Here is a 15497-nt window from a genome sequence, read left to right as displayed (position 1 = left end):
CACAATACCCTATACACATCTTTTACATCTCAGGCGCATCCTCCATGCCTGCCTTATGCTATGATTCGCAACTTTGGAGCCTCTGCGACACGCAGAAGCGCATTTCTACCGCTGTCCACTTTCAGCGGAATAACAACATCTTGTGGTGACAGATGAACAGTGGTTATCTGCATTTTCCGGAATTTGATCCGGTTATTTTCTCAGTAGGACCTGTCGCGCTGCACTGGTACGGTTTGATGTACCTGGTGGGCTTCATTTTTGCGATGTGGCTTGCGGGCCGTCGCGCGGGGCGTCCCGGCAGTGGCTGGACGAAGAACGAAGTTGAGAACCTGCTGTATGCTGGCTTCCTCGGTGTATTCCTGGGCGGGCGTATTGGCTATGTCCTGTTCTATAACTTCCCGGTATTCCTCAACGATCCGCTCTATCTGTTCCGCGTCTGGGATGGGGGAATGTCCTTCCACGGTGGCCTGATTGGTGTGATCCTGGTGATGGTGATCTTCGCCAAACGCACCAAACGCAACTTCTTCCAGGTGGCTGATTTTATTGCTCCACTGATCCCATTCGGGCTGGGAGCGGGGCGTCTGGGTAACTTTATTAACGGCGAACTGTGGGGCCGCGTTGACCCGAGCGTGCCGTATACGATGCTCTTCCCCGGCTCTCGTGCAGAGGATATCGCGCTGCTGCCATCGCATCCGGAGTGGCAATCCATTTTCGATACCTACGGCGTTCTTCCGCGCCATATGTCCCAGCTTTATGAGCTGGCGCTGGAAGGTGTGGTGCTGTTTATCATCCTGAACCTCTTCATCCGCAAGCCGCGTCCTATGGGGGCTGTCTCCGGTCTGTTCCTGATCGGCTACGGTGCGTTCCGCATCATCGTTGAATTCTTCCGTCAGCCGGATGCACAGTTCACCGGCGAGTGGGTGCAGTACATCAGCATGGGGCAGATCCTCTCCATTCCGATGATTGTCGCGGGTGCCATTATGATGATTTGGGCGTATCGTCGTCGTCCACAGCAACAAATTTCCTGAGGAACCATGAAACAGTATCTTGAATTGATGAAAAAAGTGCTCGATGAGGGCACGCCGAAAAATGACCGCACCGGTACCGGTACGCTCTCCATTTTTGGCCACCAGATGCGCTTTAATCTGCAAGAAGGCTTCCCTCTGGTGACGACGAAGCGCTGCCATCTGCGCTCGATCATTCATGAACTGCTCTGGTTCCTGCAAGGCGATACCAACGTTGCCTATCTGCATGAAAACAACGTCTCTATCTGGGACGAATGGGCAGATGAAAACGGCAACCTGGGCCCGGTTTATGGTAAGCAGTGGCGTGCATGGCCAACGCCTGACGGTCGCCATATTGACCAGATCAGCACCGTGATGAACCAGCTGAAAAACGACCCGGATTCGCGCCGAATCATCGTTTCCGCCTGGAACGTGGGTGAACTGGACAAAATGGCGCTGGCACCCTGCCACGCGTTCTTCCAGTTCTATGTGGCGGATGGCAAGCTCTCCTGCCAGCTTTATCAGCGTTCTTGCGACGTGTTCCTCGGTCTGCCGTTTAACATCGCCAGCTATGCGCTGTTAGTTCACATGATGGCGCAGCAGTGCGATCTCGACGTGGGCGATTTCGTCTGGACGGGTGGGGATACCCATCTCTACAGCAACCACATGGAGCAGACGGAGCTCCAGCTGACTCGCGAACCGCGTGCGTTGCCGAAGCTGATTATCAAACGTAAACCAGACTCGATCTTCGATTACCGCTTTGATGATTTTGAGATTGAGGGTTACGACCCGCATCCCGGCATCAAAGCACCCGTCGCTATCTGATACGGCAGATACTCACACAACCGGTGCTTTTTAGCGCCGGTTTTTTTTCGTTCTCGATTTGTTTTACGAGCCGTTTTCCAGAGACGCTGCAACGTCCTGCAACAGTCGACATTCACTGGATGACGGCTCGTAAAAACCTGATTTGCCCCTCGCTGCTTTTCCCGCATTTCGCCACACTCCCGGCATGAAAAAAGAGAATGGCTTTACGCTTATCGAAACCCTGGTGGCCATTTCGCTGGTCGTGATCCTGAGCACAACGGGTTTATACGGCTGGGACAGTTGGCAACGACAGCAGCGGCTCTGGCAAACCGCCCTACAGATACGCGACTACCTGGTGTTTCTTCGCAACGATGCGAATCGGCACAATCGCGACCACCACATCACGCTTCAGCGAGATGAAGCTGGCGTCTGTCTGTTGAGTTCTGTCGTACAAGGTTGTGTGAAGGAGAGTGACTTTGTGCTGATTCCGCTTTGGGCTGACGTCACCATAAGTGAGTTAACACCCTCATTAGGGTTCTATGGATTAAGAGATACAGCGTGGGCAGGGCGGATACGTGTGAAAAGCCGTGCAGGAGAATGGCTGATTATTGTCTCAAATGGAGGGCGCATCAGGATGTGCAATGCCTCAGAGGGAGGGGGATGTCAATGAACCAGCACGGTTTCTCACTTACAGAGGTCTTGATTGCCACGGCTATCAGTAGCCTTTTGCTCATAAGCGCATCGCGTTTTTTACCGGGTTTACAGCGGGCGGTATTACTGCAGTCCGGTCAGCGGGAGGTGGAAGAAGAGGTCTGGCAAAGGCTTTTTGCCCTCGGCAAACAGCTGCAGAGAGCGGGATATTGCGCGGGTAACTGTCCAGGGCAAGGTCTGGTGACGGCAAGGCAGGGGAGCTGCGTCATTGTGCAGTGGGATGCAAACAGTAACGGCATCTGGGATGCCTCTGCAGCAGAAAACGACAGCACAGGGTTTCGTCTTGAGTCTGGTGCGCTAGAAACGCTGCGTGGGGCGACATCCTGTGAAGGAAAAGGATGGGAAAAGCTCACTGACCCGAACAGGCTGGTGATCCAGCACTTTAGGGTGGATAAGGTGGAACACGCCGGTTTCGCGCCTGAGCTGAATATCGAACTGGCCGCCATTCGCCAGGGTGAAAAGGGTGAGCCCTTCCAGGCTGTTTATGGCGTCACGGGGTATAACTTGTGAACCGTCAGCGCGGGATATCTTCGCTGGCGCTGGTACTGCTTTTACTGGTGTTAGGCACGCTGATCCTCACGGGACTTAATCAGCAACTGACTACATTTAGCGCACTCGTTGGCGGCGAGAGCCGTTCACTCCAGCAGCAGGCATCTGTGCAATCAGCGCTTGAGTGGGGGCGCGTTCAGGATTGGCTGGTCTCCCCAGGGGTTCAATGCAAAAAGGTGTCGACGTGGCGAGCATGCTTGCGGCGGCTGAGCGAGTCGCGTGTTTTGCTCATTGCCGGAAACAATGACCTTTTGCTCTGGCGCGCAGGAGAGATCGTCGATGGGAAGATTCACTTTTTGCCACACGGCTGGAGTGATTTTTGTCCACTTAAGGAGAAGGCGCTATGCCAGTTGCCGTAAACAGAGAAAAAGGATTTAGCCTGGTTGAGGTTCTACTTGCGATGATGCTGCTGGTGATAATCGTCACGGCACTGTCGGGTTATCATCGGGCACTGGCGGCGCGATTTATCCTGTTTAACCAGTATCGTCAGCTCTGGCATCATGCCTGGAATCAGGCTCAGCTCTCAACACCCATACTCCCCGAAGGCTGGCAGGCCAGTCGGGTGCAGACAACGCACGCCAGATGTGTCAGCATCACGGTTACACTTATTTCTCCTCTGGGGCGGCGCGGCGCGATGACGCGTCTGCATTGCCCGGTTAGCCAGTAGTCGGGAGCGTCTATGTTAAGGGTCTACCACTCAAATCGTCTGGATGTGCTGGAAGCACTGATGGAATTTATCGTTGAGCGCGAGCGGCTTGACGATCCTTTTGAGCCTGAAATGGTGCTGGTGCAGAGCACCGGTATGGCGCAGTGGCTGCAAATGTCGCTTTCCCGGAAATTTGGCATAGCGGCAAACATTGATTTCCCGCTGCCCGCGAGTTTTATCTGGGAGATGTTTGTGCGCGTACTGCCCGACATCCCTGAACAGAGCGCCTTCAACAAGCAGAGCATGAGCTGGAAGCTGATGGCCCTGCTGCCCGATATGCTGTCAGGCGATGCGTTCGCCATGCTGCGCCACTACCTTAATGACGATACCGATAAGCGCAAGCTGTTCCAGCTGGCGTCGCGCACGGCCGATCTCTACGACCAGTATTTAGTGTACCGGCCTGAATGGCTGACAGCCTGGGAAGCGGGTGAACGGGTGGAGGGCTTGCCGGAAGCACAAGTCTGGCAGGCACCGTTATGGAAAGCACTGGTGGAACATACTGAGGCGCTCGGTCAACCAAAGTGGCACCGTGCAAACCTCTACCAACGGTTTATCTCGATACTCGAAAATGCGTCGGAGCGACCGGCTCGTCTGCCGTCACGCGTGTTTATCTGCGGTATTTCGGCTTTGCCGCCGGTCTATCTGGATGCGCTAAAAGCGCTGGGTAAACACATTGATATCCATATTTTGTTCACGAATCCCTGCCGCCACTACTGGGGTGATATCCAGGATGCGCGCTGGCTTTCACGGCTGGTCACGCGGCAGCGTCGACGCCTCTTTGAAGACCGCTCCGTGCCCTTGTTCAAGGATAGCTCGACAGCCGCGCAGCTTTTCGATGAAGAGGGCATTCAGAACCTGCCGAATCCGTTGCTTGCCTCATGGGGCAAGCTGGGACGTGACTACATTCACATGCTCTCTGACATTACGTCATCTGGCGAGGGGGACGTGGACGCCTTTGTCGAAATCGAATCTGACAGCCTGCTGCACAACATTCAGTTAGATATTCTGGATCTGGAAAACCGGGCCGTTATGGGCGTGACGGAGGAAGAGTTCGAACGCAGCGACAGGAAACGGAAGCTGGATCCTGACGATCGCAGTATCACTCTTCACGTTTGCCATAGCCCACAGCGTGAGGTGGAAATCCTGCACGATCGCTTGCTGGCAATGCTACAGGACGATCCTGAGCTCACGCCGCGCGACATTGTGGTGATGGTGGCAGACATCGACAGCTATAGCCCCTTTATTCAGGCCGTTTTTGGCAGCGCGACGGGGGAGCGATACCTTCCTTACGCCATTTCTGACCGTCGTGCACGTCAGTCCCATCCGGCTTTGCAGGCATTTGTCTCCCTGCTGTCGCTGCCGGACAGCCGGTTTATCTCTGAAGATGTGCTGGCGCTGCTTGATGTCCCTGTTCTGGCTGCCCGTTTCAACATCAATGAAGAGGGGCTACGCTATCTTCGCCAGTGGGTTAACGAATCCGGCGTTCGCTGGGGGATTGATGACGACAACGTGCAGGAGTTTGAACTCCCACCAACGGGGCAGCACACCTGGCAGTTTGGCCTGACGCGAATGCTGCTCGGGTACGCAATGGAGAGCAGCCAGGGTGAATGGAATGACGTTCTGCCATACGACGAGTCCACCGGGTTAATCGCGGAGTTGGTCGGGCATTTAGCCTCGCTGCTGATGCAGCTCAACCGCTGGCGACGGGAGCTGATGCAGCCGCGCCCGCTGGACGCCTGGCTGCCGGTGTGCCGGGAAATGCTCACGGATTTCTTCCTGCCGGACAGTGAAACAGAAGCGGCGATGGCGCTCATTGAAAAGCAGTGGCAGGCCATCGTGGATGAGGGCGTGAATTCGCACTATCAGGAGGCGGTGCCTTTGTCGCTTCTGCGTGATGAGTTGACCCTGCGTCTCGATCAGGAGCGTATTAGCCAGCGTTTCCTGGCAGGGCCGGTCAATATTTGTACCCTGATGCCGATGCGATCCATCCCGTTCAAAGTGGTGTGTCTGCTCGGGATGAATGACGGCATTTATCCTCGGGCACTACCGCCGTTAGGCTTTGACTTGATGAGTCCAAAACCGAAGCGGGGCGACCGCAGCCGCCGTGATGACGACCGTTATCTGTTCCTGGAAGCGCTTATTTCAGCGCAGAGCAAACTGTATATCAGCTACATCGGCCGGTCGATCCAGGACAACAGTGAACGTTTCCCGTCGGTTCTTGTGCAGGAGCTGGTGGACTATATCGGGCAGAGCCACTATTTGCCGGGAGACGAAGCGCGTAATTGTGATGAGAGCGAGCAGCGGGTGAAGGCCCACATCACCTGCTGTCATAGCCGTATGCCTTTCGATCCGGTGAACTATGTCGCCAATGAACACCAGAGTTATGCGCGCGAGTGGCTCCCGGCTGCGAAGAAAGAAGGGATGGCGCATACCGATTTCATTCAGGAACTGGATGAACTCCCCCTGGAAACGTTGACCTTCGAACAGCTTCAGCGTTTTTGGGCACACCCGGTGCGCGCGTTCTTTCAGCAGCGTTTGCAGGTCAACTTCCGTTCTGAAGAGAGTGAAATTCCTGATGCCGAACCCTTTATTCTGGATGGGTTGGAGCGCTACAAGCTGAACCTCCAGCTCCTGAATGCCCTGGTAGAACAGGAAGATGCTGCCACTCTATTTCGCCGCTACCGTGCCGCGGGCCAGTTGCCTTACGGTGCGTTCGGGGAGATTGTCTGGGAGGCGCAGTGTCAGGAAATGAAGGCACTTGCTGAACGTGTCATTGAGTGCAGACAACCCGGTAAAAACATCGAAATCGACCTTGACTGTAACGGTGTCCACTTGACCGGCTGGTTGACGCAGGTTCAGCCGGACGGACTGCTGCGCTGGCGGCCCTCGATGCTCAGCGTTTCACAGGGTTTGCAACTCTGGCTCGAACATCTTGTCTACAGTGCTGGCGGCAATACGGGTGAAAGCCGAATTTTCGTGCGCAAAGAGGGCGAATGGCGTTTTCCGCCGATGGAGGCTGAGCAGGCTTTGTGTTATTTGTCGCTTTACATCGACGGTTACCGCCGGGGAATGAATAAACCTCTGCTCCTGTTGCCGGAAAGCGGTGGCGCGTGGATAAAAGCCTGTTATGACGCGCAGAATGATGCCATGTTAACGGATGATGCTTCACTGCAGAAAGCGCGGAATAAGTTTGTGCAGGCCTACGAAGGTAACATGATGGTGCGTGGCGAAGGGGAAGATGTCTGGTATCAACGTTTGTGGCGAACGCTTGAGCCAGAATACTTCGACATGATCACTGTAGAGGCACAGCGCTACCTGTTACCGTTGTTCAAATTTAACCAGTCCTGATTGCTGTATAAAAATTGCGCAGTATGAGGTGTTCATTTATGATGCACTTCTTATCACGGACTGATGTACCCAATAAAAAGATGTTGGCGTGCCCAGCACGCAATGTATTAATGATGTAGCCGTGATAAAGAGGTAGCACCTTGTTTAAAGCGTTTGTTTTGTTTTTCGCCCTCTGGGTACCCATCACTCAGGCAGATTCCGGTTGGCAACCCGTTCAGGAAACTATTCGTAAAAGCGAAAAAGATACCCGCCAATATCAGGCTATTCGTCTTGATAACGGCATGACCGTACTGCTGGTTTCCGATCCGCAGGCGGTGAAATCCCTTTCGGCATTAGTGGTGCCAGTTGGATCGCTGGAAGATCCTGACGCTCATCCTGGGCTTGCACACTATCTGGAACATATGACCCTGATGGGGTCAAAAAAATACCCGCAGCCAGATAGCCTGTCCGAATTTCTGAAAATGCATGGCGGCAGCCACAATGCCAGCACGGCGCCGTACCGCACGGCTTTTTATCTTGAAGTCGAAAATGATGCGCTGGAAGGCGCAGTCGATCGCCTTGCTGATTCCATCGCCGCCCCCTTGCTGGATAAAAAGTATGCCGACCGTGAACGCAATGCGGTGAATGCCGAGCTGACCATGGCCCGCACGCGAGACGGTATGCGCATGGCCCAGGTCAGCGCTGAAACCATCAACCCTGCGCACCCGGGTTCGCGTTTCTCCGGCGGTAACCTGGAGACGTTAAGCGACAAACCGAACAGCCCGGTGCTTGATGCTCTGCACGCGTTCCGCGATAAATACTACTCCGCCAACCTGATGAAAGCGGTCATCTACAGCAATAAACCGTTGCCAGAACTGGCAGGCATGGCGGCTAAAACATTTGGCCGGGTGCCGAATAAAAATATCGACCGGCCGCAGATAGACGTCCCGGTGGTCACGGACGCGCAAAAAGGGATCGTTATCCACTACGTGCCGGCGCTGCCGCGCAAAGTGCTGCGTGTGGAATTCCGCATCGATAACAACACCGCACAGTTTCGCAGTAAAACCGATGAGCTCGTGACCTACCTCATAGGTAACCGTAGCCCGGGTACGCTTTCTGACTGGCTGCAAAAACAGGGGCTGGTGGAAGGTATTCGCGCCGATTCCGATCCGGTTGTGAACGGCAATAGCGGCGTGCTGGCGATCTCTGCCACCCTGACCGACAAAGGGCTGGCAAACCGCGATGAAGTGGTAGCAGCGATTTTCAGCTACCTCTCTTTACTGCGCGAGAAAGGCGTCGATAAGCGCTACTTTGATGAACTCGCCCACGTGCTGGATCTCGATTTCCGTTACCCGTCCATTACCCGCGACATGGATTACGTTGAGTGGCTGGCGGACACCATGATCCGCGTGCCGGTGGAACACACTCTTGATGCGGTCAATATTGCCGACCGGTATGACGCCGAGGCGGTAAAAGCCCGCCTGGCGATGATGACGCCGGAGAATGCCCGCATCTGGTACATCAGCCCGAACGAACCGCATAACAAGACGGCGTATTTTGTCGATGCCCCCTATCAGGTGGATAAAATAAGCGCGCAGACCTTCGCCGACTGGCAGAAGAAGGCCGGAGAGATTGCGTTAAAGCTGCCGGAGCTGAACCCTTATATTCCGGATGACTTCTCGCTGATCAAAACGACTAAAGATTACCCACATCCGGCGCTTATCATTGATGAGCCGACGCTGCGCGTGGTGTATACCCCCAGCCGCTATTTCGCAAGCGAGCCAAAAGCCGATGTCAGCGTGGTGCTGCGTAACCCGAAAGCGATGAATAGCGCTAAAAATCAGGTGATGTTCGCGCTCAATGACTATCTCGCCGGGATTGCGCTCGATCAGCTTAGCAACCAGGCGGCCGTGGGCGGCATCAGTTTCTCCACCAACGCCAACAACGGTTTGATGCTCAATGCAAACGGCTATACCCAGCGTTTGCCTCAGCTGTTCCAGGCACTGCTGGAAGGGTATTTCAGCTACACGCCGACGGAGGAGCAGTTTGAGCAGGCCAAATCGTGGTATGCACAGATGATGGATTCCGCGGAGAAGGGCAAAGCCTACGATATGGCGATCATGCCTGCGCAAATGCTGTCGCAGATCCCTTACTTCCAGCGTGAAGAGCGCCGTGCGCTGTTGCCTTCGATCACCTTAAAAGACGTGCTGGCTTACCGTGACGGGCTGAAGGTCAATACGCGCCCGGAGTTCCTGATCGTGGGGAACATGAGCGAAGATCAGGCTAAAACCCTGGCGCAAAATGTCCGTACACAGCTGGGTTCAAAAGGTGACGAGTGGTGTCGCAATCAGGACGTGCTGGTTGAGAAAAAGCAAAATGTGATTTTCGAAAAAGCGGGTAGCAGCACCGATTCCGCGCTGGCCGCCGTGTTTGTTCCGACCGGGTATGATGAGTTTGCCAGTTCTGCGCAGAGTGCTGTTCTCGGACAAATCATCCAGCCATGGTTCTACAACCAGTTGCGTACTGAAGAGCAGCTTGGCTATGCGGTCTTCGCCTTTTCCATGAACGTGGGCCGCCAGTGGGGTCTTGGCTTCCTGCTGCAAAGCAGTGATAAACAGCCTGCCTACCTCTGGCAGCGCTATCAGGCTTTCTTCCCGCAGGCGGAAGCAAAACTGCGCGCCATGAAGCCAGACGAGTTTGCCCAGATCCAGCAGGCGGTCATCGCGCAGGTGATGCAGGCACCGCAAACGCTGGGTGAGGAAGCTTCTCAACTGAGCAAAGATTTTGATCGGGGTAATCTGAAGTTTGATTCGCGTGATAAAGTAGTGGCCGAAATAAAACAGCTGACGCCTCAGAAGGTTGCCGACTTCTTCCATCAGGCGGTGATTAAACCGCAGGGGATCGCCATTCTGTCTCAGGTTTCCGGTAGCCAAAATGGCAAAACGGATTACGTAAACCCGAAAGGCTGGAAAATCTGGAAGAGCGTCACTGCGCTGCAGCAATCAATGCCCTGGAGTAAGAAAGAATGACCGATACCGCTGAGTCCCTTGATCCCTTACGTTTACCTCTACAGGGTGAACGATTGATTGAAGCCTCAGCGGGAACGGGAAAAACCTACACTATCGCCGCGCTCTATCTGCGTCTGCTGTTAGGGCTTGGCGGTACTGCCGCTTTTCCGCGTCCGTTAAGCGTGGAGGAGCTGCTGGTGGTGACCTTCACCGAAGCAGCTACCGCCGAGCTGCGTGGCCGTATCCGTGCCAATATTCACGAGCTGCGCATCGCTTGCCTGCGACAGAGCACCGATAACCCGCTTTACGCCAGCCTTCTGGAAGAAATTGCCGATAAGCAGCAGGCTGCGCAGTGGCTGCTGCTGGCGGAACGGCAAATGGATGAAGCGTCCGTTTTCACCATCCACGGCTTTTGTCAGCGCATGCTGAGCCTGAATGCCTTTGAGTCCGGCATGCTGTTTGAACAGCAGCTCATTGAAGACGAGTCTGAGCTTCGCTATCAGGCCTGCGCAGATTTCTGGCGTCGCCACTGCTACCCCCTGCAGCGTGACATCGCCGAAGCGGTGCATGCGTTGTGGAAAGGCCCTGAAGAGCTTTTGCGCGCTATCGATCGCTATCTGCAGGGGGAAGCGCCCGTCATCAAATCACCGCCGCCAGCGGACGAAACGCTCGCATCACGCCATGAAAAGATCGTCACGCAAATTGCGACCTTGAAGCAAAAGTGGAATGCCTGCGTCGGTGAAATTGCCTCGATACTTGAAAACTCCGGTATCGACAGGAAAAAATTTAACCGCGGCAATCAGGGCAAATGGATCGACAAGATCAGCGCCTGGGCACAGGAAGAGACGCGAGGCTATCAGCTTCCGGATGCTCTGGAAAAGTTCTCCCAGCGTTTTTTGACCGAGCGGACGAAAGCCGATGGCATCGTGCCAGAGCATCCGCTTTTTGTTGCCATCGAGAGTCTACTGGCTGAGCCGTTAACGCTTAACGACTTAATGATTACCCGCGCCATGACGGAAATCCGTGAAGCCGTGGCGCGTGAAAAACGCCGTCGGGGCGAGCTGGGCTTTGACGATATGCTAAGCCGTCTGGACGCCGCGCTGTGCAGTGAAAATGGCGAAGCGCTCGCTGCGGCAATCCGCACGCGTTTTCCGGTGGCGATGATCGATGAGTTTCAGGATACGGACCCCCAGCAGTACCGTATTTTCCGCCGTATCTGGCGTCAGCAGCCCGACACTGCGCTGCTGTTGATCGGTGACCCGAAGCAGGCGATTTACGCCTTCCGTGGCGCCGACATTTTTACCTACATGAAGGCCCGTAGCGAAGTTGCAGCCCATTACACCTTAGAGACTAACTGGCGATCCGCTCCGGGTATGGTGGAAAGCGTCAACACGCTCTTTAAGCAGATGGACGCGGCGTTTATGTTCCGTGAAATTCCTTTCCTGCCGGTCAAGTTTGCCGAAAAAAATGCCTCGTTGCGCTTTGAGTTCAATGGCGTGACTCAGCCAGCCATGAACCTTTGGCTACTCGACGGTGAAGGCTGTGGCGTTGGGGATTATCAAAGTGCGATGGCGCAGCACTGCGCCGCACAGATCCGCGACTGGCTGAGTGCCGGAGCGCGTGGCGAAGCCGTGTTATGGCGAGGGGAGCAGGCGAACCCCGTCAAGGCATCCGATATTACGGTGCTGGTGCGCAGTCGCCAGGAGGCGGCGCTGGTCCGCGATGCGCTGACCTTGCTCAACATCCCGTCCGTCTATCTCTCGAATCGCGACAGCGTCTTTGAAACTCTGGAAGCTCAGGAGATGCTATGGCTGCTGCAGGCCGTGTTGGCTCCCGAGCGTGAAAGCACGCTTCGCAGCGCCCTGGCCAGCGCAATGATGGGGTTGAATGCCCGAGATATTGACGCGCTAAACAACGACGAGGAAGCATGGGATAACGTCGTAGAAGAGTTTGCCCACTATCGGGAACGCTGGCAAAAACGCGGCGTAATGGCCATGCTGCGCGAGCTGATGGCGAAGCGTCAGATTGCGGAGAATATGCTCGCCACGGCAGGCGGCGAGCGCCGCCTGACCGATATTCTGCATATCAGCGAGCTGTTGCAGGAAGCGGGAACGCAGCTCGAAAGCGAGCATGCGCTGGTGCGCTGGCTGTCACAGCAGATTGCCGATCCGAACAGCAATTCATCCAGTCAGCAGATGCGCCTCGAAAGCGATAAGCATCTGGTGCAGATCGTCACCATTCACAAGTCGAAAGGTCTTGAGTATCCGCTGGTCTGGCTCCCGTTTATCGCCAACTATCGCGTGCAGGACCAGGCCTTTTACCACGACCGTGAATCATTTGAAGCCGTGCTCGATCTCAGTAAAGCGGAATCCAGCGTTGAGCTGGCGGAGGCTGAACGTCTGGCAGAGGATTTACGCCTGCTCTACGTGGCGCTGACCCGCTCGGTCTGGCACTGCAGTCTGGGTATTGCGCCGCTGTTTCGTCGCCGCGGTGAGAAGTCAGGAGAGACCGATTTCCATTTAAGCGCGCTGGGACGTCTTATTCAGCTCGGAGAGCCAAAAGATGCAGAAGGGCTGCGCCAGTGCATCGAGGCACTGTGTGGTGACCATATTGCTCTGCATATTCCCTCATCGCCGGATAACAGCCGCTGGCAGATGCCGGAGCAGCCTGTTGCCGATCTGAATGCCCGGCAAATCCAGCGAACTCTCGCTGACGACTGGCGCGTAACCAGTTACTCCGGTTTACAGCAGCATGGGCAGAGCATTGCGCAGGATCTGATGCCGAAGCTGGATGTGGATGCCGCCGGAGTGGGAGACGTACTCCCTGAGCCTGCCCTGACTCCGCATCAGTTCCCACGCGGCGCGTCACCCGGCACTTTTTTACACAGCCTGTTTGAAGAACTGGATTTCACCCAGCCGGTTTCTACGGAGTGGGTGCTGAAAATGCTCCAGAGCGGCGGCTTTGACGAGAAATGGCAGCCCGTCCTCACCGACTGGGTCACTGCGATTTTACAGGCACCGCTCACGCAGCAGGGGATTTCGCTCAGCCAGTTGACCGCTAAAGACAAACAGGTGGAAATGGAGTTTTATCTCCCTATCGCCAGCCCGCTTAAAGCCGATGCGCTTGATGCGTTGATCCGTGAGTACGATCCGCTTTCCGCTGGCTGCCCGCCCTTGAACTTCCGCCAGGTTCAGGGGATGTTAAAAGGTTTTATCGACCTGGTTTTCCGCCACGAAGGGCGTTACTACCTGCTGGATTACAAATCGAACTGGCTGGGGGACAGCAGCGACGCCTACACGCAAGACGCGATGGCATCAGCCATGCAGCAGCATCGCTACGATTTGCAGTATCAGCTTTATACGCTGGCTCTGCATCGCTATCTGCGCCACCGCATTGCCGATTACCGTTATGAAGATCATTTCGGCGGTGTTATTTATCTCTTCCTTCGCGGGGTGGACGCTACGGATCCCAACTCCGGCATTTTCAGCACACGCCCGGACGCGGCATTGATAGAAAAGATGGATGAGTTGTTTGCCACAACCACGGAGGAGATGGCATGACGATGCAGGAACTATTGCTGGAAGCCGTGGAACAACGCGTGCTGCGCCCCCTTGACGTTCAGTTCGCCATGATGGTGGCGGGCGAGGAGCTGGAGGTGATGCTCGCTGCTGCTCTCCTCAGCAAAGACGCGGGAGAAGGGCACGTTTGCCTGCCGCTTTCGCGTCTGGTGCCAGATGAACAAATGCCTGCGGCATTGCAGTCCTGTTTCGTTCTGCTGGGGGAATCGGTGGACTGGCAGGCTGTATTACTCCGCTCTCCCGCCGTCAGCGGGGCCGAAACGCAAACGCCGATGATCCTGACCGGCGAGCGTTTATACCTTAACCGCCTGTGGCGCAACGAGCTGACGGTGGCACGCTTTTTCAGCGAAACGAATGCCCCGCTTCCGTGTGATGAAGCGCAGCTTCGACAAACGCTGGATGGCCTGTTTAGCTCGGGCGAGGCCATCGACTGGCAAAAAGTGGCGGCGGCCGTGGCCTTAACGCGGCGGATTTCGGTGATTTCTGGCGGCCCGGGCACCGGGAAAACCACCACGGTAGCAAAACTTCTCGCGGCGCTGATTCAGCTATCTGGCGAGCAGAAATGCCGTATCCGGCTGGCCGCACCTACCGGTAAAGCCGCGGCGCGACTCACGGAGTCGTTGGGTGGGGCGCTGCAAAAACTGCCGCTAACCGAGGCGCAGCTTGCATTTTTCCCCAATGAGGCCAGCACCTTACACCGTCTGCTTGGCGCACAGCCGGGCAGCCAGCGGCTGCGATATCATGCCGGCAACCCGCTGCATCTGGACGTGCTGGTGGTGGATGAAGCCTCAATGATCGACCTTACGATGATGTCGCGGCTGATTGATGCGCTGCCGCCTCACGCGCGGGTTATTTTCCTTGGCGATCGCGACCAGCTTGCCTCTGTGGAAGCCGGAGCGGTGCTGGGGGATATTTGCACCTACGCCAGTTTTGGCTATACCGCTGCGCGTGCTCAGGAGCTGGCACGCCTGACCGGCTGCGCGCTCGAGCCCGATAACTCCCCGGTAGCGGGGGCGCTGCGCGACAGCCTGTGCCTGCTGCAAAAAAGTTACCGTTTCGGCAGCGACTCCGGCATCGGCCAGTTGGCTGCTGCGGTAAACCGCGGCGATCGGCACAGCACGCGCGGGGTGTTTGACGGCACCTTTACCGACATCGAGAAAAAATCGCTGCAAAGCAGTGAAGAGTATCAGGCGATGCTGGATGACGCGCTGGAGGGATATCAGCACTTCCTGACCTGTGTACAACAGCAGAATACGCCGGAGCAGGTCATTGCTGCGTTCGGTGAATATCAGCTCCTGTGTGCGCTGAGGGAGGGGCCGTTTGGCGTCAGTGGGCTAAACGACAGGCTGGAACAGCTGCTGGCGCAGAAGCGTAAAATCAACCGTTTGCCGCATTCGCGCTGGTATGAGGGGCGACCGGTAATGATCTCCCGCAATGACAGCGCGCTGGGCTTGTTTAACGGGGATATCGGAATTGCGCTCGATCGCGGTCAGGGGCTGCGCGTCTGGTTTATGATGCCGGAGGGAAGCGTGAAGTCCGTACAGCCAAGTCGTCTGCCCGAGCATGATACGGCGTGGGCGATGACGGTACACAAATCCCAGGGCTCTGAGTTTAATCATGCGGCGCTGATCCTGCCTACGCAGCTGTCACCCGTCATCACCCGAGAGCTGATTTACACCGCCATTACCCGCGCGCGCCAGCGGCTGTCGCTCTATACCGATGAACGCGTTCTGGTACAGGCCATTGCCGCGCGAACGGAACGTCGAAGCGGCTTAAGTGCGATATTCGAGTCCCTCTAAGTAAAACGCCC

General features: G+C 55.9%; 10 protein-coding genes. All 10 read left to right on the top strand.

Annotated elements, in window-relative coordinates; all coding sequences use genetic code 11:
• Positions 1-152: 152 nt before the first annotated feature.
• The 10 genes from lgt (at position 153) to recD (ending at position 15486) form a co-directional block, all read left to right on the top strand.
• On the top strand, positions 153-1028 hold the full coding sequence (gene lgt / locus AC2T6E_RS15875) for a prolipoprotein diacylglyceryl transferase (RefSeq protein WP_010435139.1): 876 nt from the start codon (positions 153-155) through the stop codon (positions 1026-1028).
• 6 nt (positions 1029-1034) lie between these two features.
• The gene (thyA, locus tag AC2T6E_RS15870) at positions 1035-1829 is read left to right on the top strand and encodes a thymidylate synthase (RefSeq protein WP_316467901.1); all 795 of its coding nucleotides are present in this window, start codon (positions 1035-1037) and stop codon (positions 1827-1829) included.
• Positions 1830-2013: 184 nt separating this feature from the next.
• Positions 2014-2478 carry a prepilin peptidase-dependent protein gene (locus tag AC2T6E_RS15865; protein ID WP_348572956.1) on the top strand — a complete coding sequence of 155 codons (465 nt, stop codon included), beginning with the start codon at positions 2014-2016 and terminating at the stop codon, positions 2476-2478.
• The gene (locus tag AC2T6E_RS15860; RefSeq protein WP_174340188.1) at positions 2469-3029 is read left to right on the top strand and encodes a prepilin peptidase-dependent protein; all 561 of its coding nucleotides are present in this window, start codon (positions 2469-2471) and stop codon (positions 3027-3029) included. Before AC2T6E_RS15865 ends, AC2T6E_RS15860 begins: the two co-directional genes overlap by 10 nt.
• Entirely contained in the window at positions 3026-3427 is a 402-nt protein-coding gene (locus AC2T6E_RS15855; RefSeq protein WP_416719616.1) for a DUF2509 family protein, read from the top strand. Before AC2T6E_RS15860 ends, AC2T6E_RS15855 begins: the two co-directional genes overlap by 4 nt.
• Positions 3412-3735, top strand: a complete 324-nt coding sequence (locus AC2T6E_RS15850; protein WP_126815952.1) for a prepilin-type N-terminal cleavage/methylation domain-containing protein — start codon at positions 3412-3414, stop codon at positions 3733-3735. The genes AC2T6E_RS15855 and AC2T6E_RS15850 overlap by 16 nt, the downstream gene beginning before the upstream one ends.
• A 12-nt stretch (positions 3736-3747) precedes the next feature.
• Positions 3748-7122 (top strand): exodeoxyribonuclease V subunit gamma, encoded by a 3375-nt coding sequence (gene recC, locus AC2T6E_RS15845; RefSeq protein WP_454539403.1) that lies wholly within the window; start codon positions 3748-3750, stop codon positions 7120-7122.
• Positions 7123-7262: 140 nt separating this feature from the next.
• A complete protein-coding gene (ptrA, locus tag AC2T6E_RS15840; protein ID WP_454539402.1) occupies positions 7263-10130 on the top strand; it encodes a pitrilysin in 2868 nt (955 codons plus the stop codon).
• On the top strand, positions 10127-13669 hold the full coding sequence (gene recB, locus AC2T6E_RS15835; RefSeq protein WP_454539401.1) for an exodeoxyribonuclease V subunit beta: 3543 nt from the start codon (positions 10127-10129) through the stop codon (positions 13667-13669). Before ptrA ends, recB begins: the two co-directional genes overlap by 4 nt.
• Complete coding sequence (recD, locus tag AC2T6E_RS15830) at positions 13666-15486, top strand: exodeoxyribonuclease V subunit alpha (protein ID WP_454539400.1); 1821 nt, start codon at positions 13666-13668, stop codon at positions 15484-15486. The genes recB and recD overlap by 4 nt, the downstream gene beginning before the upstream one ends.
• Positions 15487-15497 lie beyond the last annotated feature (11 nt).

This window comes from Enterobacter sp. B79-1 (genome assembly GCF_057444735.1).
This window is presented reverse-complemented; position numbering and strand designations above follow the sequence as displayed.

Excerpts from the sequence above, each read along its gene's own strand:
- lgt (WP_010435139.1), top strand. The coding sequence starts at position 153 with ATGAACAGTGGTTATCTGCATTTTCCGGAATTTGATCCGGTTATTTTC.
- thyA (WP_316467901.1), top strand. The coding sequence starts at position 1,035 with ATGAAACAGTATCTTGAATTGATGAAAAAAGTGCTCGATGAGGGCACG.
- AC2T6E_RS15865 (WP_348572956.1), top strand. The coding sequence starts at position 2,014 with ATGAAAAAAGAGAATGGCTTTACGCTTATCGAAACCCTGGTGGCCATT.
- AC2T6E_RS15860 (WP_174340188.1), top strand. The coding sequence starts at position 2,469 with ATGTCAATGAACCAGCACGGTTTCTCACTTACAGAGGTCTTGATTGCC.
- AC2T6E_RS15850 (WP_126815952.1), top strand. The coding sequence starts at position 3,412 with ATGCCAGTTGCCGTAAACAGAGAAAAAGGATTTAGCCTGGTTGAGGTT.
- recC (WP_454539403.1), top strand. The coding sequence starts at position 3,748 with ATGTTAAGGGTCTACCACTCAAATCGTCTGGATGTGCTGGAAGCACTG.
- recB (WP_454539401.1), top strand. The coding sequence starts at position 10,127 with ATGACCGATACCGCTGAGTCCCTTGATCCCTTACGTTTACCTCTACAG.
- recD (WP_454539400.1), top strand. The coding sequence starts at position 13,666 with ATGACGATGCAGGAACTATTGCTGGAAGCCGTGGAACAACGCGTGCTG.